Source organism: Microbacterium sufflavum (assembly GCF_023091155.1).
Classification (GTDB): Bacteria; Actinomycetota; Actinomycetes; order Actinomycetales; family Microbacteriaceae; genus Microbacterium; species Microbacterium sufflavum.
Genome location: NZ_JAHWXK010000001.1, coordinates 2,061,614 through 2,080,917, shown reverse-complemented (window position 1 = coordinate 2,080,917; position 19,304 = coordinate 2,061,614). Strand labels below are relative to the sequence as shown.

The window sequence follows — 19,304 nt, the reverse complement described above, 5'->3', positions numbered from 1 at the left end:
CTAGACTGGGCTGGTCCGGCCCGGCCGGTGCCTGAAAAAGAGGCACGAAGCGCTTCGCGATGTCGCGGAGGCGAGACACATACGGATCCCGCAGTCCCTCCGTCCCTGTCTCTCGAAAGGCACCCCCATGCCCACGGTCTCCGCGCACGTCGCCCTCACCCTCGCCCAGCACGTCGATGCCGTCTTCGGGGTGATGGGCAACGGCAACGCCTACTTCCTCGACGCGATCGAGAAGCACACCGACGCCGTCTTCACGGCCGTGCGGCACGAGCAGGGCGCCGTGGTCGCGGCGGACGCGCACTTCCGCGCCTCCGGGCGCATCGCCGCCGGCACCTCGACCTATGGCGCGGGCTTCACGAACACCATCACGGCGCTGGCCGAGGCCGTGCAGGCGCACGTCCCGCTCGTGCTCGTGGTGGGCGACGAGCCCACGTCGGGCCCCCGCCCGTGGGACGTGGATCAGATCGCGCTCGCCTCGGCCGTCGGCGCCCGCACCTATACCGTCGGCCGCGCGGACGCCGCGGCGACCACGGTCATCGCGGTGGAGCACGCGCTGACCTACCGCGTGCCGGTCGTGCTCGCGATCCCCTACGACGTCGCGGCCCTGGAGGCCGGCGAGGTCCCGGCGGCGCCCGCGCCGCGGCTGCCCGCTCCCCTCGCGCCCCGTGGCGAGTTCGCGGAGGGCATGCTCGACGAGATCGCGGAGGCGCTGCGCGGCGCCGAGCGTCCGTTCCTCCTCGCCGGACGCGGCGCGTGGCTCGCCGGAGCGGGCGCCGCCCTGGGCGAGCTGGCCGCCCTGACCGGTGCGCTCACCGCCTCGTCCGCGCTCGGTCGCGGCGTCTTCCCCGAGTCGCGGTACGACCTGGGCGTGACGGGCGGGTTCGGAGCCGACGGGGCCATGCAGCTCGTGCGCACGGCCGACGTCGCCGTGGTCTTCGGTGCCTCGCTCAACCAGTTCACGATGCGGTTCGGCGAGCTGTTCGCCCCGGGCACGCGGGTGTTCCAGATCGACGTCGCCCCGGCCGCGACGCACGCCCACGTCGGCGGGTTCGTGCGGGCCGACGCGCGGCTCGCCGCCGAGGCGCTCGTGACACGGCTCACCGGCGCCACTCCCCCGGCCGCCGGGGACGACCTCGGCGACGAGAGCCGGCACTCCGGCACCGGCTCCGCGGTGGAGCACGCGACGCCGACCCGTCCGTGGCGCGAGAGCGTCGATGTCGCAGCCGCGCGCACGTACGACGCCGGTGACGAGCTCGCGCCAGACGGACGCCTCGACCCCCGCTCGGCCGCGCGCCGCATCGCCGAGCTGCTGCCGGAGGACCGCGTGGTGGTGTCGGACGGCGGGCACTTCATCGGCTGGGCGAACATGTACTGGCCGGTCGCGGCGCCCGACCGCATGATGATGGTCGGCACGGCGTTCCAGTCGATCGGTCAGGGCTGGCCGAGCGTGGTGGGCGCCGCCCTGGCCCGCCGGGACTCCACGATCGTGCTGACCTCGGGCGACGGCGGCGGTCTGATGGCGATCGCCGACCTGGAGTCGGCCGTCCGCGCCGCGGGTGGCCGCGGGCTGGCGGTCGTGTGGAACGACGCGGCCTACGGCGCCGAGGTCAACCTCTACGGCCTGAAGGGACTCGCCGAGGCGCCGATGCGCATCCCCGAGGTCGACTTCGCGGCGTTCGGTGCCGCGGTCGGGGCGGAGGGGCTCGTGGTGCGCACGCTGGCCGACCTCGACCGGCTCGCCGCGTGGACCGCCGAGGATCCGGCGACGCGCCGCTTCCTCGTCGTCGACCTGCGCATCTCCGGCGACGTGATCGCCCCGTATCAGCAGGAGATCATCCGCGTGAACTCCTGACCGGGCCCGCCGCTAGGCTCGCCCCATGACGGATGCCCCCGAGATCCTCCACTTCAGCGCGTTCGCGGCGACGCCGGACGGCGGCAACCCCGCGGGGGTGGTGCTCGACGCCGGAGGTCTCGACGATGCGGAGATGCAGCGGATCGCGGCCGACGTCGGCTACTCCGAGACCGCGTTCGTGACCGGCGCCTCCGATGACGGGGCGCGGCTGCGGGTGCGGTACTGGTCGCCGGCCGCGGAGGTCCCCTTCTGCGGTCACGCGACGGTGGCGACGGCGGTGGCGCTGGCGGAGCGCGACGGCCCGGGCACGGTGGTGTTCGAGACGGCCGCCGGTGCCGTGACGATGGAGTCGTTCGCCGACGCGGACGGGCAGGTGACGGTGTCGTTCACGAGCGTCGAGCCGCAGGTGCGCGACCTCGACCCGGCGGTGCGCGACCGGCTGCTCGGACTGCTCGGGATGACCGCGGACGACGTCGACCCCCGCTTCCCCGTGCGGGAGGCGTTCGCGGGCAACTGGCACCCGATCGTCTTCGTCGCCGACCGTGAGTTGTTCCACCAGTTCCGCTTCGCCCCGGCCGCGGTCGCCGCCCTCATGCGCGAGCAGGGCTGGCTCGGCACGGTGACCGTGCTGCACGCCGAGGATCCGGCCGACATCGAGGCCCGCAACCTGTTCCCGGTCGGGCGCATCACGGAAGATCCGGCGACGGGTTCCGCGGCGGCCTCGGTCGGCGCGTACCTGCGCGCCCAGGGCTTCCCCGGCGAGAGCGTGCGCATCCGCCAGGGCGCCCATGTCGGACGCCCCAGCGAACTGCGCGTGGCCGTGCCCGCGACGGGCGGCATCCTCGTCTCCGGCGGCGCGGTGCGGATCGGGTGACGCCCTCTCCCCGCCCGGCGCGCTTCGAGCGCTCGACGTGCTGTCGAGCGCACGGGTCGGCCGCGCGGGCGTCCCGTACCCGCGACGCGATCCCGTGCACGCACCGAGACGCGCGTGTCCCTCAGCCCTGCGCGCTGTAGTCCGGGAGCTCCTGCAGGGTCCAGGTGTTGCCGTCGGGGTCGTCGAACGACACGAACCGCCCCCAGTCGAGCTCCTGCACCCCGCGCGCCTCGACGCCGAGGCCGCGCAGATGAGCCAGCGCCTCGTCGGCATCCGGCACGACCACCTGGATCGAGTTCTGCTGCCCGGGCTCCAGCGCGACGCCGAGGCCCGTGCCGAACGCGATCGAACAGGCCGACCCGGGCGGCGTCATCTGCACGAACCGCAGCCCCTCCGTCGGCGTGTGGTCCCCGTCGGCGTGGAAGCCGACCCTCTCGTAGAACTCCTTCGACCGGTCGACGTCCGACACGGGCACGAAGATGAGCTCGATCTTCCACTCCATCACGCACTCCATCCTGTCCGGGCTCCCTCGCCCGTCGCGGCTCACGGTACGCCGGGGCACCGACACCCGCCACCGCCGCGGCAGGGTCCGCGTCAGATCCAGCCCTTGTCCGAGGCGATGCGCACCGCCTGCGCCCGGTTGACCGCACCGGTCTTGCCGATCGCAGCCGACAGATGGTTGCGCACCGTGCCCGCCGACAGGAAGACCTCCGCGGCGATGGCGGCGGCGGATCGGCCGTCCGCGGCGAGCCGCAGCACCTGTCGCTCCCTGTCGCTGAGTGGATTCGCCCCGTCGAAAAGGCTCTCCTCGGCGAGCGCGGGGTCGAGCACCCGCAGCCCGGAGTGCACGCGGCGCACGGCCTCGGCGAGATCCTCCGCGGGAGTGTCCTTCACGATGAAGCCGCTCGCGCCCGCGTCGAGGGCCGACCGCAGGTAGCCTGGCCTGGCGAACGTGGTCACCACGAGCACCCGCGTGCCCGGGCTGACCTCACGAATCCGCCGCGTCGCCTCGACCCCGTCCACGCCCGGCATCTGGATGTCCATCAGGCACACGTCGGGACGCACCTCGGCCGCCAGCCGCACCGCCTCCGCTCCGTCCGACGCCATGCCGCTCACGGTCAGGTCGGCCTCCAGGTCGAGAAGGGCCGCGAGCGCGCCGCGCACGAGAGCCTGATCGTCCGCGATCAGCAGCCGGATGCTGTCGCCCGCTCCCGTGTCCGCGTTCACCACGTCACCTCCACCCGCGTGCCCGACGCCCCCGCGGGTCCGATCGAGAACGACGCTCCCGCGGCCGCGGCGCGCTCGCGCATCCCGCGGACGCCGTTGCCGTCGACGGCGCGGGAGGCGCAACCGATGCCGTCGTCCTCCACGACCACCCGCCCCGGCGCGAGCAGCACCCGAACCGTGTCGGCTCGCGCGTGACGCAGGACATTCGTGGTCGCCTCGCGCAGGATCCAGCTCGCGGTGATGGCCTGCGCGGGCGAGAGCGCCTCGGGCCCGCCCGTGGTCTCGAGCCGGATGTCGGCCGCGCGCAGGGAGTCCCCCGTCGCGGCGAGCTGCTCGATCAGCGTGGTCGCACGCGCCCCCGAGACGGTCTGCCGCACGCCCGCGATGGCTTCCGCGGTCAGGCGCTCGATGTCGGCGAGCTCGGCCCGCGCCCGCTCGGGGTCCGTGTCCATCAGGCGTCGCGCGAGCTGGGCCTTGAGGCCGACGACGGTCAGCGAGTGGCCGATGAGGTCGTGCACGTCGCGTGCGACCGCCTCGCGCCCCTCGCTCGTCGCCAGCTCCAGTCCGAGGCGCTCCGCCTCGGCAGAGCGCAGGATCAGCCAGGTCGACACCGTGTTGACGACCCCGAGCAGCGCCACGATCGCCAGGACCGACGCGTATGTCAAGTTGCCGGGGATGAGCAGCACGCACCCCGCGGCGACCACGACCGCCGCCACGGTCGCGATCCAGTGCCACAGCCGGGTGAGGCCGTACGACGCGAACGACATGATGAACGGAAGGAAGCTCAGCGCCGAACCGCCGACCGCCGGCACGGTCACGAGTGCGCACGCGATGAGCAGCGCGAAGGTGATCCACTGGCGCGGCGTCGGGGGCCGCCCGAGCCCTCCGCCGCCGCGCATGCCGTGCAGGAACCCCGTGACGTACAGGACGATGAAGGCGACGAGCGCCACCCAGCCGGTGACGACCCACCCGAGCGGTGCGGTCGAGTGCAGCAGGGCGATCACCGGGTACACCAGGAACACGAGCCAGATGACGGCCATCAGCCATCCGAACCGTGCCCACGGCTCCTTCCCGGAGCGGTCCGCGGCGCCGGGAGGCGGCGACGCGACCGGAGCTCCGGCCGCGCCGGACCGGACGGCGTCGCGGGAGGCTCGGGGGCTGCCGGAGCGCTCCCGCTGCGTGCGCTGCGTCATCCGTCCAACCTACTGTCGGCCGGCGCGGGTCACTGCCGCGCCCGGGAGCGCCGCATGCCCATCGCGACCAGCACCGCGAACACCGCGAGCCACACGGCCACGTTGAGGAAGAGCATCCACAGCGGGTCGGTCTGCCCGGTCGTCAGCACGCCCTCGGTGAGCGGCCAGCGGCTCAGCGCGACGAAGCCGTACAGCGGCGTGAAGCGGGCGATGTCGAGCATCACCCCGTCGAGCGGCATGAACACGTTGCCGAAGAACGCGAAGAACGTCATCGAGATGGACGCGAGGGCGGCGGCCGAGTCGGAGCTGAAGAACAGGCCGACACCGAGACCGAACAGCCCGTACATGAGGCCGATGCCGAGGATGATGCCGGCGGTCGCGGCCCAGCGCCACCCGTCCTCGACCTCCGCGCCGGTGAGCATGCCGGCGACGAACACGGCCACGAGGGCCAGAGCCGCGAACGACACCGCGGTCAGCAGCTTCGTGAGCGCGTACCCCGCCGTGGTGAGCGGGGTCATCGCCAGCTGGCGCCCCCACCCCTGCTTGGCCTCGGTGGCGGCGAGAGACGTGAGCGAGCTCATCGCGACCGCCGTGCCGTAGGCGGCCATCGACGTCATGACGTAGAAGGAGACGTTGCCGTTCCCCGCGGACAGGGTGCCGTAGCCCATGCCCGCCCCGAAGAGCAGATACATGGCGACGGGCATCGCCAGAGTGAACGCGAGGGTGTACGGGTTGCGCAGCTGGCGGACGCCTTCGATGCGCAGCATGGTGGGTGAGACGAGCATGGTCAGTCCTCCGTGAGAGCGGTGAAGGCGGTCTCGAGCGTGGGCGCGGCGATCTCCAGGTCGTGCGCACCGCCGTCGAGCAGGATCCGGGCGGCCGCGTCGGAGTCGGTCGCGCGCAGGCTGAGGCGGTCCCCGTCCCGGCGCACCCCGGTCACGCCCTCGGCGGCGGCCACCGCGGCGAGGAGCGCCTCCGCGGTCCCCGGGGCGACGGTCGCGGCGACCGTGCGCTCCCCCAGGCTCGCGCGCAGCAGGGCGGTGGGGGCGTCGGCGACGACGGTGCCCCGGTGCATCACGACGGTGCGCCGGGCGAACTGCTCCGCCTCCTCCAGGTAGTGCGTGGCGAACACGATCGTGCGCCCGGCGTCCGCGTCGGCACGCATCACGTCCCAGAAATGCCGGCGCGCGGTGACGTCCATCCCCGCGGTCGGCTCGTCCAGCACGAGGATGTCCGGGTCGGACACCATCGCGAGGGCGAACTTCACGCGTTGCTGCTCTCCCCCCGAGCACTTCGCGACCCGGCGGCGCGCGAGGCGCGTGAGGTCGGCCCTAGCCATCACGTCGCCCACCCGCGCGATCGCCTCTCCACCGTGCAGCGAGGCGATGAGGCGCACGGTCTCGCCGACGGTGAGGTCGCCCAGCAGCCCGCCGGTCTGCAGCACCGCGCCGATCGCTCCGCTCGCGGTCGCCCGCTCCGGGGTCATGCCGAGGACCTGCACCGTCCCGCTGCTCGGGGCCGTGAGGCCGAGCAGCATATCGAGCGTCGTGGTCTTGCCCGCGCCGTTGGGCCCGAGCAGTGCGACGACCTCTCCGCGGCGGATCGACAGGTCCACGCCGTCGACGGCCTGCACGCGGCGGTCGCCCGAGCCGTAGTGTCGGCGCACGTCGCGCAGCTCCAGCACGATCGGGGCGTCCGCGCGAGCGGCCGCGGGTTCGGTGTCGGGTCCGGGTACCGGGCGACGGGCGACCCGCATCGCCATCGCGCCCGCAGAGGTGTCGTTCATGCCTCCAGCCTCGCGTCCGCCCGGCCGCGGCGCCGGAGCCCGGTGTCATCTCCTCGACATGACACGTGTCATGCGGCGGACCTCAGCGCGCGGGGAGGAAGGCGCCCTCCAGGAAGCCCTCGAGCTCCGCCACCCCGTCGAGCGGGAAGATCGCGGCCACGTACTGGTCGGGGCGCACCACGACCACGACGCCGTCGCGGGACAGCTCGCGCGCCTCGAAGATGTCCGTCGCGCACCACTTGCTGGGACCAGCGGCGTACACCTTCTCCCAGTCGGTGAGCCCGAGGGGACCCGTCTTCGGCTGGAACAGCGCGGGGGCCGAGGTCACCTCGACCTCCTCGAACGGCTGCGGGTACACGGCCTTCACGTCGAACACCGCGTCCTCGTCGCCGTCGGCCGGAGTGAACCGCGCGAACACGGGTGCCGCGGCCTCGGCCCAGGCCGTGAGCGCCTCGCCCGTCCGGTCGCCGAAGGCGTAGACGCGCCACCGGCCGTCGGCCTTCGCGTGGTGTCCGAGGTGCACGACGTTGCCGTCCCCGACCCGCACGACCTCGGCGGACTTGAAGCGCTTGCCCAGCGGATACCCGACCGCGAGCTCCTGGTGCGCATCGGTGCCCGTGATCATGGAGCCCGTGTACTGCGTCATGAACCCGGAGGGGAACTCGGCCGTCGCGAGGTAGTACGTGGCCAGGTCGTTCGGGTCGGAGATCTCCTCGGGCTTGCGCGCCATGAGGCTCGACCACTCGCGGTCGAAGTCGATCAGCTGCTGCGCGACGGGCCGCCGCTCGGCGCCGTACGTGGCGAGCAGGGACTCGGGCGCGCGGCCGGTGAGCACGGAGCCGAGCTTCCAGCCGAGGTTGAAGCCGTCCTGCATCGAGACGTTCATGCCCTGGCCGGCCTTGGCGCTGTGCGTGTGGCAGGCGTCGCCGGTGAGGAACACGTGCGGCGTCCGCGACTCGCCCTCGTCCACGTCGTCGAAGCCGTCGGTCACGCGGTGCCCGACCTCGTAGACGCTGTGCCAGGCGACCTCGCGCACGTCGAGCGTGTAGGGGTGCAGGATCTCGTTCGCCCTGCGGATGATCTCCTCGATGGGCGTCTGGCGCACGCGGTGGTCGTCGTCGGCGGCGACCTCTCCCAGATCGATGTACATCCGGCTGAGGTAGCCGCCCTCGCGCGGGATGTGCAGGATGTTGCCCGCGGCCGAGTTGATGGCGCACTTGGTGCGCCAGTCCGGGAAGTCGGTGTTGACCAGCACGTCCATGACGCCCCAGGCGTGGGCGGCGCTGGCGCCGACGTGCGTGCGGCCGATCGCCTGGCGCACACCGCTGCGGGCGCCGTCGCAGCCGGCGACGTACTTCGCGCGGATCGTGCGCTCCTCGCCGGCGCGGTCACCCGCGACGTAGCGGATCCCGACCTCGACGGGGTACTCGCCCTCGTCGTGCACGGTGAGCCCCGTGAACTCCACGCCGTAGTCGGGCGTGATGCGGCCAGGCCCGTTCGCCGCGGCCTCGGCGAAGTAGTCGAGCACGCGCGCCTGGTTGACGATCAGGTGCGGGAACTCGCAGATGTCGTAGGCGTAGTCGGCGGTGCGGGAGGTGCGCACGATGCGATCGCGGTGCTCGGGGTCGGGACCCCAGAAGTTCATCCAGCCGATGTTGTAGGCCTCGGCGATGATGCGCTCGGCGAACCCGAACGCCTGGAAGGTCTCGACGCTGCGCGGCTGGATGCCGTCGGCCTGGCCGAGCACGAGTCGCCCCTCGCGCTTCTCGATGAGGCGCGTGGAGACGTCGGGGTACTGCGACATCTGTGCCGCGAGGAGCATGCCGGCGGGGCCGGACCCGACGATGAGCACGTCGATCTCGTCGGGGAGGTCGGCGGGGCGGTCGGTGCCGATCCCCGCGGCGTCCTGCACGCGGGGGTCTCCGGACACGTAGCCGTGGTGGTGGAACTGCATCGTCGTCGATTCCTTCCGGACGTCGCTGTCGGGTGTCGCTGTCGGGTGCTGCGGGGTCTTGCGTCCGAGACGAGCGTGTTCTATATTCGAACACACCGTTCTACTATTGAACACAGCCTAAACCGGCGCCGCGCGCGCCGCAAGGAGCCGCATGTCCGAGAGCCCGACCGCCGCGCCCGCCTCGCAGACGCTCAGCCGCGGGATACGCATCCTGGAGGTGCTGTCCGACGCACGCCATGCGCTCACGATCGACGAGATCGCCGCGCGGCTCGACGTGCACCGCTCGATCGCCTACCGCCTCCTGCGCACCCTGGAGGACCACGGGCTCGTCAACCGCGACGCGGCGGGCGCCGTCAGCCTCGGCGCCCGCATGGCCGCCCTCGCCGCCGGCGTGGCGCACGACCTGCAGGCCGAGGCGCTGCCCGAGCTCACCGCGATCGCCAACGAGCTCGGCATGACGTGCTTCCTCGCGGTGCTCGACGGCACCGACTGCATCACCCTCGCGAGCGTCGAGCCGCGGCACGCGGTGGCCAGCGTCGCTCAGCGCCCCGGCGCCCGGCACCCGGTGACGGTGGGCGCCCCCGGCAAGGCGATCCTGGCGCAGCTCCCGGTCACCGAGCGGCCGGACGGCATCTCCCCCGCGCTGCGACGCGAGGTCGAGGCCGCCGCGGAGCGCGGGTACGCCACGAGCCACGACGAGGTCATCCCCACCGTGCAGGCCGTCGCCGTGCCGCTGGTGCTGCGCGGGCAGCGCCCGTGCGCGATCGCCGTCGTGCACGTGGCGACCGACCTCGACGACGCCGACATCGCCGCCCGCCTGCAACGCTCCGCCGCCGTGATCCGCGAGGCGCTCGACGGCTGATCCCACCCGGGCTCACGCCCGCCGCATCCTCGGATCGATCGCCGCGCACCGGCGCGCGATGGCACCCTCGCCCCGCGAGGGAGAACGCACGGCACCGGCGCGCGAGGGAGAACGCACGGCACCGCGCGCGCGAGCGAGAACGCACGGCACCGGGCACGCGCGAGAGGGCGCACGGCACCGGGCACGCGCGAGAGGGCGCACCGCACCGGCCATGCGAACGGGCGCCCCGTCGCCGTCCGGCAACGGGGCGCCCGCAGGATCGATCCTCGGCGTCAGGCCTTCGCGAGACCGCGGATCGGGCTGACCGCCTGCTCCTCCTCGTGATCCGGCCCCAGCGGGATGCCGGAGCGGTCGCGCAGCAGGAGCGTCGCGATCAGACCCAGCAGGGTCATGCCCACGAGGTACCAGGTGACGCCCGCGGTCGAACCGGTCTCCGCGACGATCGCGGTGGCGATCAGGGGCGCGAACGCGCCGCCCGCGATGGCCCCGATCGCGTACGAGATCGAGACGCCGGAGAAGCGGATGCTCGCCGGGAACAGCTCGGTGTAGAGCGCGGCCTGCGGACCGTACGTGAAGCCGAGCCCGATCGTGAGGATCGCGAGCCCGGCGAACAGCAGGCCGATCTCGCCGGTGTTCACGAGCGGGAAGAGCGTGAACACGCCGACCAGCTGCAGCACCCAGCCGATGAGGTAGGTGGTGCGACGGCCGAGGCGGTCCGACACCCAGCCCGCCAGCAGCGTCGTGAGCAGCCAGGTGACCGCCGAGCCGGTGACGGCCCACAGCACGGGTCCGCGCTCGAGGCCGATCGGGCCCTCCGGGTTGGTGGCGTAGCCCTGGATGTAGCCGCCCGTGGTCATGTAGCCGACCGCGTTGTTGCCGGCGAAGACGAGCGCCGCGATGATCACGAGCAGCGCGTGCTTGCGGAACAGCTGCACGATGGGCATCTTCGCCTTCTCCTTGCGCTCGGCGAGCTCGGCGAAGACCGGGCTCTCCTCCACGCGGCGGCGCACGTAGTAGCCGACGAGGATCAGCACGACGCTGAGCAGGAACGGCACGCGCCAGCCCCACGCGAGGAACTGGTCGCCGGGGGCGATCGCCGTCATGAGCGCCATGACGCCGGAGGCGAGCAGCAGTCCGAGCGGCACACCGATCTGCGGCGAGGCGCCGAAGATGCCGCGCTTCTTGCGCGGGGCGTGCTCGACGGCCATCAGCACTGCGCCGCCCCACTCGCCACCGGCCGAGATGCCCTGCACGATGCGCAGCAGCACGAGCAGGATCGGTGCCATCACGCCGATGGTCTCGTAGGTCGGCAGCACACCGATCAGCGCGGTCGCGGCGCCCATGAGGATGAGCGTCCACATGAGCACGGCCTTGCGCCCGAGCTTGTCGCCGAAGTGGCCGGCGAGGAACGCGCCGAGCGGACGGAACAGGAAGCTGACGCCGACCGTGGCGAAGCCGACCAGGGCGCTGTTGGCGCCGAGCGGCGCGAAGAAGAGCTGTCCGAAGACGAGCCCGACCGCCGTGGCGTAGATGAAGAAGTCGTACCACTCGACGGTGGTCCCGACGACGGTGGCGAACACGACGCGGCGCCGGTCGGCCGCTGTCGCGATGGTTCCGGTGGGCGTGAACCCATCCTGTGACTGCCCGCTCATGGGGTGTCTCCTTTGCTTGTGACCGCATTGTCACGGCGTGCGCGGACGTGAATCCGATGTGCTTGCCGAGGGGTGACACGATGATATATGATTTCGGATACGACGCACAACGCGTCCGGCACGACATGCACCGAGCGCGAGGAGGCGCCCCCGTGACGGAACCCATCACCCGCCCCGGCAAGATCATCGCGATCCACCTGAGCTACGCGTCCCGCGCCGACCAGCGCGGCCGCCGCCCCGCCGCTCCCTCCTACTTCTTCAAGCCCGCCAGCTCGGTCGGCGTCTCCGGCGGCACGGTCGAGCGCCCGGCCGGCACCGAGCTGCTCGCCTTCGAGGGCGAGATCGCTCTCGTGATCGGCACCGCGGCGCGCCACGTCTCGCTCGCCGATGCGTGGGACCACGTCGGCGCGGTCACCGCGTCGAACGACCTGGGCCTGTACGACCTGCGCGCGAACGACAAGGGCTCCAACGTCCGCTCCAAGGGCGGCGACGGCTACACGCCCCTGGGCCCCGAGCTCATCGACGCCCGCACGGTCGATCCCGCCGCTCTCCGCGTGCGCACCTGGGTCAACGGCGAGCTCCGGCAGGACGACACCACCGCCGGACTGATCTTCCCGCTCGCCCAGCTCGTCGCCGACCTGTCGCAGCACTTCACCCTCGAGCCCGGCGACGTGATCCTCACCGGCACCCCGGCGGGCTCGTCCGTGATCGTGCCGGGCGACGTGGTCGAGGTCGAGGTCGACGCGCCGGACGCGCCCGGCGCTCCGAGCTCCGGCCGCCTGGTGACCACGGTGACGCAGGGCGAGGTGCCGTTCGACGGCGACCTCGGCTCCCTTCCCGCCGTCGACGACCTGCAGCGCACCGAGGCCTGGGGCTCCCGCGAGGAGGCGGGCCTGCCGCCGGAACAGGACACACCCACGCTCACGCCCGAGCTGCGCGCCCAGCTGCTCGAGGCTCCGACCGCCGGGCTGTCGGCTCAGCTGCGCAAGCGCGGCCACCACTCCTGCTTCATCGACGGCGTCTCGGCGAACCTCCCCGGCACCAAGATCGTCGGCACCGCGAAGACGCTGCGCTTCGTGCCGTTCCGCGAAGACCTGTTCCGTTCGCACGGCGGCGGCTACAACGCCCAGAAGCGCGCGTTCGACGCGGTCGCCGAGGGCGAGGTCATCGTGATCGAGGCCCGGGGCGACGCCACCACCGGCACGCTGGGCGACATCCTCGCGCTGCGGGCGCAGAATCGCGGGGCCGCGGGCGTCGTGACCGACGGCGGCGTGCGCGACTTCGACGCGGTCGCCGAGATCGGGCTCCCCGTGTTCTCGCAGGGCGCGCACCCCTCGGTGCTCGGCCGCAAGCACGTGCCGTGGGACGTCGATGTGACCATCTCGTGCGGCGGCGCGACCGTGCAGCCCGGCGACATCATCGTGGGCGACGGCGACGGTGTGATCGTGATCCCGCCGGCTCTGGCGGCCGAGGTCGCCGCCGACGCGATCGCGCAGGAGGTCGAGGACGCCTGGATCGCCGAGCAGGTCGCCGCCGGCCACCCGGTCGACGGTCTCTTCCCGCTGAACGCCGAGTGGCGCGCCCGCTACGAGCAGGCCACCGGGGCCGGGAAGGACCAGCGGTGAGCACGGTCGAGAGCGCGAGCAAGTCGGAGCAGGCGTACGCCTGGATCCGCTCGCGCATCTCCGCGCACACCTACGGCCCTGGCTACCGCCTGGTGCTCGGCCCGATCGCCGACGAGCTGGGCATGAGCGTGGTGCCGGTGCGCGAGGCCATCCGCCGACTGGAGGCCGAGGGGCTCGTGACGTTCGAGCGGAACGTGGGCGCCCGGGTGACCCTCGTCGACGAGGGCGAGTACGCCCACACGATGCAGACGCTCGGGCTGGTGGAGGGCGCGGCGACCGCGCTGTCCGCTCCCCTGCTCGACGCCGACGCCCTCGCCGAGGCCGCCGAGGTCAACGACCGCATGGCCCGGCTGCTCGACCACTTCGACCCGCACGCGTTCACGGAGCTGAACCGCCAGTTCCACTCGGTGCTGTTCGAGCCGTGCCCCAACCCGCACCTGCTCGACCTCGTGCACCGCGGCTGGGCCCGGCTGTCCGGCATCCGTGACTCCACGTTCGCCTACGTGCCCGGCCGTGCGCACCACTCCGTGGACGAGCACGCCCAGATCCTCGAGCTGATCCGCGACGGCGCCGAGCCGCTGGAGATCGAGCTCGCCGCCCGCAACCACCGCTGGCGCACGAGGGACGCGTTCCTCGATGCGCTGCACACCCGTTCCGTCCCCGCCGAAGGAGAAGCATCATGACCGACTCCCGCATCCCCGCCGACCTGCCCGACCACATCCAGCACTACATCGACGGCTCCTTCGTCGACTCGGTCGACGGCGACACGTTCGACGTGCTCGACCCGGTGACGAACCAGACCTACACCACGGCCGCCGCCGGCAAGAAGGCCGACATCGACCTCGCCGTCGCCGCCGCCAAGCGCGCGTTCGACGAGGGGCCCTGGCCGCGCATGCTCCCTCGCGAGCGCTCGCGCGTTCTGCACCGCATCGCCGACATCGTCGAGTCGCGCGACGCCCGCCTCGCCGAGCTGGAGTCGTACGACTCGGGTCTGCCGATCACGCAGGCGCTGGGTCAGGCCCGCCGCGCCGCCGAGAACTTCCGCTTCTTCGCCGACCTGATCGTGGCGCAGGCCGACGACGCGTTCAAGGTGCCCGGCAAGCAGATGAACTACGTCAACCGCAAGCCGATCGGCGTCGCCGGGCTCATCACCCCGTGGAACACGCCGTTCATGCTCGAGTCGTGGAAGCTGGGTCCCGCGCTCGCGACCGGCAACACGGTCGTGCTGAAGCCGGCCGAGTTCACGCCGCTGTCCGCCTCGCTGTGGGCGGGCATCTTCGAGGAGGCCGGGCTGCCGCAGGGCGTGTTCAACCTCGTCAACGGCCTGGGTGAAGACGCGGGTGACGCCCTCGTGAAGCACCCCGACGTGCCGCTCATCTCTTTCACGGGCGAGAGCCGCACCGGGCAGATCATTTTCGGCAACGCCGCTCCGTTCCTCAAGGGACTGTCGATGGAGCTCGGCGGCAAGTCGCCCGCCGTGGTGTTCGCCGACGCCGACCTGGAGGCCGCGGTCGACGCGACCATCTTCGGCGTCTTCTCCCTCAACGGCGAGCGCTGCACCGCCGGGTCGCGCATCATCGTCGAGCGGTCGATCTACGACGAGTTCGTGGAGCGCTACGCCGCCCAGGCGAAGCGCGTGAAGGTGGGCTACCCGCACGACCCCGCGACCGAGGTCGGCGCGCTCGTTCACCCCGAGCACTACGACAAGGTGATGAGCTACGTCGAGATCGGCAAGTCCGAGGGGCGTCTGGTCGCCGGTGGCGGCCGCCCCGAGGGCTTCGAGGAGGGCAACTTCGTCGCGCCGACCGTGTTCGCCGATGTCTCCCCCGACGCCCGCATCTTCCAGGAGGAGATCTTCGGCCCGGTGGTCGCCATCACCCCGTTCGACTCCGACGAGGAGGCGCTCGCGCTCGCGAACAACACCAAGTACGGGCTCGCGGCGTACATCTGGACCAACGATCTCAAGCGCGCGCACACGTTCGCGCAGTCGGTCGAGGCGGGCATGGTGTGGCTGAACAGCAACAACGTGCGCGACCTGCGCACCCCGTTCGGCGGGGTGAAGGCGTCGGGCCTCGGCCACGAGGGCGGCTACCGCTCGATCGACTTCTACACCGACCAGCAGAGCGTGCACATCACGCTCGCCTCCACGCCCCACAACCCGACCTTCGGCAAGAACTGACACCCGTCGCACGAGCAAGGACGCTGACATGACCGACAAGACCAAGAAGACGCTGACCTCCTCGGGGTACTACGTGAGCCAGGAGGCTCCGATCGAGTCCGACAACCCCGTCGCGACGCCGAAGAGCACCCCGCCCGACATCCTGCGCTGCGCGTACATGGAGCTCGTGGTGACCGACCTGGCCGCCTCGCGCCAGTTCTACGTCGACATCCTCGGCCTGTACGTGACCGAGGAGGACGACGAGGCCATCTACCTGCGCTCCACCGAGGAGTTCATCCACCACAACCTGGTGCTGCGCCAGGGCCCGATCGCCGCGGTGGCCGCGTTCTCGTACCGGGTGCGTTCGGCCGAGGACCTCGACCGCGCCGTGGAGTTCTACACCGAGCTCGGCTGCGACGTGCGCCGCAAGGAGGACGGGTTCGTGAAGGGCATCGGCGACTCCGTGCGCGTGGTCGACCCGCTCGGCTTCCCGTACGAGTTCTTCTTCGCCACCGACCACGTCGAGCGCCTGTCCTGGCGGTACGACCTGCACACCCCGGGTGAGCTCGTTCGACTCGACCACTTCAACCAGGTCACCCCCGACGTGCCGCGCGCCGTGCGCCACTACCAGGACCTCGGCTTCCGCGTGACGGAGGACATCCAGGACGACGAGGGCACCGTGTACGCCGCGTGGATGCGCCGCAAGCCCACCGTGCACGACACCGCCGCGACCGGCGGCGACGGCCCGCGCATGCACCACGTCGCCTTCGCGACGCACGAGAAGCACAACATCCTCGCGATCTGCGACAAGCTCGGCGCGCTCCGCCGCTCCGACGCGATCGAGCGGGGCCCCGGCCGGCACGGCGTCTCGAACGCGTTCTACCTCTACCTGCGCGACCCCGACGGCCACCGCGTCGAGATCTACACGCAGGACTACTACACGGGCGACCCCGACAACCCCGTGGTCACGTGGGACGTGCACGACAACCAGCGCCGCGACTGGTGGGGCACCCCGGTCGTGCCGTCCTGGTACACCGACGCGTCGCTCGTGCTCGACCTCGACGGCAACCCGCAGCCGGTCGTCGCCCGCACGGACTCCAGCGAGATGGCGGTCACGATCGGCGCCGACGGCTTCTCGTACACGCGCGCCGACGAGGGCGAGGGCTCGATGCCCGAGTACAAGCAGGGCGAGTACAAGCTGGGCCACCAGCTCTAGGGGGCACGGATGCTGTCTGAGGAGACGATCGCGCAGATCGCGGCGGAGCTCGCCGAGGCCGACCGCACGCACGGCGTGATCCCGCGCATCACCGCGCGGTATCCGGAGGCCACCGTCGAGGACTCGTACGCGATCCAGGGTGTGTGGCGCGACTCGCAGGTCGCGGCGGGGCGCCGGCTGGTGGGCCGCAAGATCGGGCTGACCTCGAAGGCCATGCAGCAGGCGACGGGCATCACCGAGCCCGACTACGGCGTCATGTTCGACGACACCGTCTACGAGTCCGGCGCCGAGATCCCGACCGCGCACTTCTCGAACGTGCGCATCGAGGTCGAGCTCGCCTTCGTGCTGAAGGAACCCCTGGAGGGTCCGGACTGCACGCTGGACGACGCCCTGGCCGCGATCGACTACGCGGTCCCCGCGCTGGAGGTGCTCAACTCGCACATCGAGCTGGAGGGCCGCACGATCGTCGACACGATCAGCGACAACGCCGCCTACGGGGCGATGGTGCTGGGGACCGTGCGCAAGCGCCCCGATGAGGTCGATCTGCGCTGGGTGCCCGGTGTGCTGTCGCGCAACGGCGAGATCGAGGAGACGGGCGTGGCCGCCGGCGTCCTCGGGCACCCCGCCACCGGCGTCGCGTGGCTCGCGAACAAGTTCCACCAGCACGGCGCGCGGCTGGAGCCTGGCGAGATCATCCTGGCAGGATCGTTCACGCGCCCGATGTGGGTGTCGCGCGGCGACGAGGTGCTGTGCGACTACGGACCGATGGGAACCATCACATGCCGCTTCGTCTAGCCCCGTCGTTCCGCGCACAGCTCGCGGAGTCCGACCGGCCGTTCGTGGGGATGTGGGTGTGCTCCGGCAGCCCGCTGCTCGCCGAGGTGGCGGCGGGCTCCGGCCTGGACTGGCTCCTGATCGACATGGAGCACTCTGCCAACACGCTCGAGTCGGTGCTCCTCCAGCTCCAGGCGGTCGCGGCGTACCCGGTCACCCCGCTCGTGCGAGCCCCCTTCAACGATGCGGTCGCGCTGAAGCAGATCCTCGACCTCGGCGCGCAGAATCTGATCGTGCCGATGGTCTCGTCCGCCGAGGAGGCCCGCGCCGCCGTGTCCGCGACCCGCTACCCGCCGGAGGGGGTGCGCGGCGTCGGCAGCGCCCTGGCCCGCAGCGCCCGGTGGAACCGCGTCGAGCGCTACCTGCAGGAGTCGGCGCAGCACACCTCGCTCACGGTGCAGATCGAGACGACCGCGGGGGTGGAGGCCGCGGCCGACATCGCGGCGGTCGACGGCGTCGATGCCGTGTTCGTCGGCCCGTCCGACCTGTCCGCGTCGATGGGGCTGCTCGGCCAGCAGACGCATCCCGACGTCGTCGCCGCGGTGGAACGGGTGTTCACGGCCGTGCACGACGCCGGGAAGCCGGTGGGCGTGAACGCGTTCGACCCCGCCGCGGCCGACGCCTACCTCGCGGCGGGCGCGGACTTCGTGGCGGTGGGCGCCGACGTGGCGCTGCTCGCGCGGGCGTCCGAGGCTCTGGCCACGCGCTTCATCGGCACGGACGGCACACCGCGCTCCAGCTACTGACCCGCCGCGCCGCGTGATCCGTGGCAGGATGACTCGGTGCACAGCAGCGAGGCGTCCCGATGATCCGCGGTCTCGCGGCGATGCAGGACCGCAACTTCCGCTGGTTCTTCCTGGCGCGGGCGATCACGATGATCACCGGCTCGATGTCGTCGATCGCGCTGGCCTTCGCGGTGCTGGAGATCGACAACGACGCCCGGTCGCTGTCGATCGTGCTGGCCGCGTTCACCGTCAGCAACATCGTGTTCGTGCTGTTCGGCGGGGTCATCGCCGATCGCCTGCCGCGCGCGCTCATCATCCAGTCCTGCTACGTCGTCGACATCCTGTCGATCGGCGCGATGGCGGCCCTGCTCTTCACCGGCACCGCGACGGTCCCCCTGGTGGCGATCCTGTCGGTGGTCAACGGCGCCTCCACCGCGTTCGTGCTCCCGGCGATGCAGGGCATCATCCCGCAGCTGACCACCCCGGAGCACCTGCAGCAGGCGAACGCGATGCTGTCGTTCGTGCGGTCGGCCGTCACGATCGGCGGACCGGTCATCGCGGGTGTCGTGGTCGCGGCCGCCGGCCCCGCGTGGGCCATGGTGGTGCAGGCTGCGGGCTGGCTGGTCGCGATCCCGGTCCTCGCGCTCGTGAAGCTGCCTCCGCCCGCCGCGGAGGGCGGCACCACGATGTTCCACGACCTGCGGATCGGGTGGCACGAGTTCTGGAGCCGCAGTTGGCTGTGGACCATCGTGCTGGCCTTCATGATCATGAACGCGATCCACGTCGGGGCGTGGGGGGTGGTGGGGCCCTACATCGCGAAGAACGACGACCGGCTCGGCATCACCGGCTGGGGGTGGGTGCTCAGCGCGGAGGGCGTCGGGGTGCTGCTGATGACGGTGCTGCTGATGTGGGTGCCGCTGCGGCGTCCGCTGCGCTACGGGATGATCGGGATGGCCGCGTTCGCGATCCCGCTCACCGTGCTCGGCGTGCATCCCGGGGTGGTGCTGCTGGCGATGGCCGCGTTCCTCGCGGGGGCCGGAGCCGAGGTGTTCGCGACGGGCTGGAACCTCGCGATGATGGAGAACGTGCCCGGCGAGAAGCTCTCGCGCGTCGCCAGCTACGACATGCTGGGCAGCTTCGTGGTGATGCCGATCGGCACGCTCCTGTACGGCTGGCTGATCACCCAGGCCGATCCGGCCACCGTGCTGATCGCGTCCGGCGCGGTGTACGGCACGATCGCCCTCGCGACGCTCGCGGTCCCCAGCGTCTGGCGGATGGGACGACCGGCGGCGGCGGTCGCTCCGGCCCGCGCCGAGGTGGTGGATTCATAGCAATCACGGGGAGAC

Annotated in this window: 17 protein-coding genes; 10 read left to right on the top strand and 7 right to left on the bottom strand. The window is 72.0% G+C overall.

Annotated elements, in window-relative coordinates; genetic code table 11:
• Positions 1–127 precede the first annotated feature (127 nt).
• On the top strand, positions 128–1,852 hold the full coding sequence (locus KZC56_RS10120) for a thiamine pyrophosphate-binding protein (RefSeq protein WP_247638488.1): 1,725 nt from the start codon (positions 128–130) through the stop codon (positions 1,850–1,852).
• A gap of 25 nt (positions 1,853–1,877) precedes the next feature.
• Positions 1,878–2,726 carry a PhzF family phenazine biosynthesis protein gene (locus KZC56_RS10115; protein WP_247638487.1) on the top strand — a complete coding sequence of 283 codons (849 nt, stop codon included), beginning with the start codon at positions 1,878–1,880 and terminating at the stop codon, positions 2,724–2,726.
• A 121-nt stretch (positions 2,727–2,847) separates the two neighbouring features.
• Here KZC56_RS10115 and KZC56_RS10110 read toward each other — a convergent pair whose 3' ends face one another.
• From KZC56_RS10110 to KZC56_RS10085, 6 genes are all read right to left on the bottom strand, one after another.
• Positions 2,848–3,228: a VOC family protein gene (locus KZC56_RS10110; protein ID WP_136028504.1), complete on the bottom strand. Its 381-nt coding sequence runs from the start codon at positions 3,226–3,228 to the stop codon at positions 2,848–2,850.
• A gap of 92 nt (positions 3,229–3,320) precedes the next feature.
• Positions 3,321–3,956 carry a response regulator transcription factor gene (locus tag KZC56_RS10105; RefSeq protein ID WP_136028503.1) on the bottom strand — a complete coding sequence of 212 codons (636 nt, stop codon included), beginning with the start codon at positions 3,954–3,956 and terminating at the stop codon, positions 3,321–3,323.
• The gene (locus KZC56_RS10100; RefSeq protein ID WP_247638486.1) at positions 3,950–5,146 is read right to left on the bottom strand and encodes a sensor histidine kinase; all 1,197 of its coding nucleotides are present in this window, start codon (positions 5,144–5,146) and stop codon (positions 3,950–3,952) included. The genes KZC56_RS10105 and KZC56_RS10100 overlap by 7 nt, the downstream gene beginning before the upstream one ends.
• Before the next feature lie 29 nt (positions 5,147–5,175).
• A complete protein-coding gene (locus KZC56_RS10095) occupies positions 5,176–5,931 on the bottom strand; it encodes an ABC transporter permease (protein ID WP_136028501.1) in 756 nt (251 codons plus the stop codon).
• Positions 5,932–5,933: 2 nt separating this feature from the next.
• On the bottom strand, positions 5,934–6,932 hold the full coding sequence (locus tag KZC56_RS10090) for an ABC transporter ATP-binding protein (protein WP_247638485.1): 999 nt from the start codon (positions 6,930–6,932) through the stop codon (positions 5,934–5,936).
• Between the two features lie 82 nt (positions 6,933–7,014).
• Positions 7,015–8,886, bottom strand: a complete 1,872-nt coding sequence (locus tag KZC56_RS10085; RefSeq protein ID WP_136028479.1) for an FAD-dependent monooxygenase — start codon at positions 8,884–8,886, stop codon at positions 7,015–7,017.
• A gap of 151 nt (positions 8,887–9,037) precedes the next feature.
• Between KZC56_RS10085 and KZC56_RS10080 the strand changes: the two genes are divergently transcribed.
• On the top strand, positions 9,038–9,748 hold the full coding sequence (locus KZC56_RS10080) for an IclR family transcriptional regulator (RefSeq protein WP_206251614.1): 711 nt from the start codon (positions 9,038–9,040) through the stop codon (positions 9,746–9,748).
• A 272-nt stretch (positions 9,749–10,020) separates the two neighbouring features.
• Here KZC56_RS10080 and KZC56_RS10075 read toward each other — a convergent pair whose 3' ends face one another.
• Positions 10,021–11,400, bottom strand: coding sequence for an MFS transporter (locus tag KZC56_RS10075; protein ID WP_136036963.1), 1,380 nt, complete (start codon positions 11,398–11,400; stop codon positions 10,021–10,023).
• A gap of 125 nt (positions 11,401–11,525) precedes the next feature.
• On the opposite strand from KZC56_RS10075, the gene KZC56_RS10070 reads away from it, so the two are divergent.
• From KZC56_RS10070 to KZC56_RS10040, 7 genes are read left to right on the top strand one after another with little or no spacing between them, the layout of a single operon-like run.
• Positions 11,526–13,025 carry a fumarylacetoacetate hydrolase family protein gene (locus KZC56_RS10070; RefSeq protein WP_372490579.1) on the top strand — a complete coding sequence of 500 codons (1,500 nt, stop codon included), beginning with the start codon at positions 11,526–11,528 and terminating at the stop codon, positions 13,023–13,025.
• Positions 13,022–13,708: a GntR family transcriptional regulator gene (locus KZC56_RS10065; RefSeq protein ID WP_136033966.1), complete on the top strand. Its 687-nt coding sequence runs from the start codon at positions 13,022–13,024 to the stop codon at positions 13,706–13,708. The genes KZC56_RS10070 and KZC56_RS10065 overlap by 4 nt, the downstream gene beginning before the upstream one ends.
• Positions 13,705–15,204, top strand: a complete 1,500-nt coding sequence (gene hpaE / locus KZC56_RS10060; RefSeq protein WP_136033965.1) for a 5-carboxymethyl-2-hydroxymuconate semialdehyde dehydrogenase — start codon at positions 13,705–13,707, stop codon at positions 15,202–15,204. Before KZC56_RS10065 ends, hpaE begins: the two co-directional genes overlap by 4 nt.
• Before the next feature lie 28 nt (positions 15,205–15,232).
• Positions 15,233–16,399, top strand: coding sequence for a 3,4-dihydroxyphenylacetate 2,3-dioxygenase (gene hpaD, locus KZC56_RS10055; protein ID WP_136036961.1), 1,167 nt, complete (start codon positions 15,233–15,235; stop codon positions 16,397–16,399).
• Between the two features lie 9 nt (positions 16,400–16,408).
• On the top strand, positions 16,409–17,194 hold the full coding sequence (locus KZC56_RS10050; RefSeq protein ID WP_247638483.1) for a fumarylacetoacetate hydrolase family protein: 786 nt from the start codon (positions 16,409–16,411) through the stop codon (positions 17,192–17,194).
• Positions 17,179–17,979 (top strand): HpcH/HpaI aldolase family protein, encoded by an 801-nt coding sequence (locus tag KZC56_RS10045; protein WP_136036959.1) that lies wholly within the window; start codon positions 17,179–17,181, stop codon positions 17,977–17,979. Before KZC56_RS10050 ends, KZC56_RS10045 begins: the two co-directional genes overlap by 16 nt.
• A gap of 59 nt (positions 17,980–18,038) precedes the next feature.
• Entirely contained in the window at positions 18,039–19,289 is a 1,251-nt protein-coding gene (locus KZC56_RS10040) for an MFS transporter (RefSeq protein ID WP_247638482.1), read from the top strand.
• The last annotated feature ends 15 nt before the right edge of the window (positions 19,290–19,304 follow it).

Excerpts from the sequence above, each read along its gene's own strand:
- KZC56_RS10120 (WP_247638488.1), top strand. The coding sequence starts at position 128 with ATGCCCACGGTCTCCGCGCACGTCGCCCTCACCCTCGCCCAGCACGTC.
- KZC56_RS10115 (WP_247638487.1), top strand. The coding sequence starts at position 1,878 with ATGACGGATGCCCCCGAGATCCTCCACTTCAGCGCGTTCGCGGCGACG.
- KZC56_RS10110 (WP_136028504.1), bottom strand. The coding sequence starts at position 3,228 with ATGGAGTGGAAGATCGAGCTCATCTTCGTGCCCGTGTCGGACGTCGAC.
- KZC56_RS10100 (WP_247638486.1), bottom strand. The coding sequence starts at position 5,146 with ATGACGCAGCGCACGCAGCGGGAGCGCTCCGGCAGCCCCCGAGCCTCC.
- KZC56_RS10095 (WP_136028501.1), bottom strand. The coding sequence starts at position 5,931 with ATGCTCGTCTCACCCACCATGCTGCGCATCGAAGGCGTCCGCCAGCTG.
- KZC56_RS10090 (WP_247638485.1), bottom strand. The coding sequence starts at position 6,932 with ATGAACGACACCTCTGCGGGCGCGATGGCGATGCGGGTCGCCCGTCGC.
- KZC56_RS10085 (WP_136028479.1), bottom strand. The coding sequence starts at position 8,886 with ATGCAGTTCCACCACCACGGCTACGTGTCCGGAGACCCCCGCGTGCAG.
- KZC56_RS10080 (WP_206251614.1), top strand. The coding sequence starts at position 9,038 with ATGTCCGAGAGCCCGACCGCCGCGCCCGCCTCGCAGACGCTCAGCCGC.
- KZC56_RS10075 (WP_136036963.1), bottom strand. The coding sequence starts at position 11,400 with ATGAGCGGGCAGTCACAGGATGGGTTCACGCCCACCGGAACCATCGCG.
- KZC56_RS10070 (WP_372490579.1), top strand. The coding sequence starts at position 11,526 with ATGCACCGAGCGCGAGGAGGCGCCCCCGTGACGGAACCCATCACCCGC.
- hpaE (WP_136033965.1), top strand. The coding sequence starts at position 13,705 with ATGACCGACTCCCGCATCCCCGCCGACCTGCCCGACCACATCCAGCAC.
- hpaD (WP_136036961.1), top strand. The coding sequence starts at position 15,233 with ATGACCGACAAGACCAAGAAGACGCTGACCTCCTCGGGGTACTACGTG.
- KZC56_RS10050 (WP_247638483.1), top strand. The coding sequence starts at position 16,409 with ATGCTGTCTGAGGAGACGATCGCGCAGATCGCGGCGGAGCTCGCCGAG.
- KZC56_RS10045 (WP_136036959.1), top strand. The coding sequence starts at position 17,179 with ATGCCGCTTCGTCTAGCCCCGTCGTTCCGCGCACAGCTCGCGGAGTCC.
- KZC56_RS10040 (WP_247638482.1), top strand. The coding sequence starts at position 18,039 with ATGATCCGCGGTCTCGCGGCGATGCAGGACCGCAACTTCCGCTGGTTC.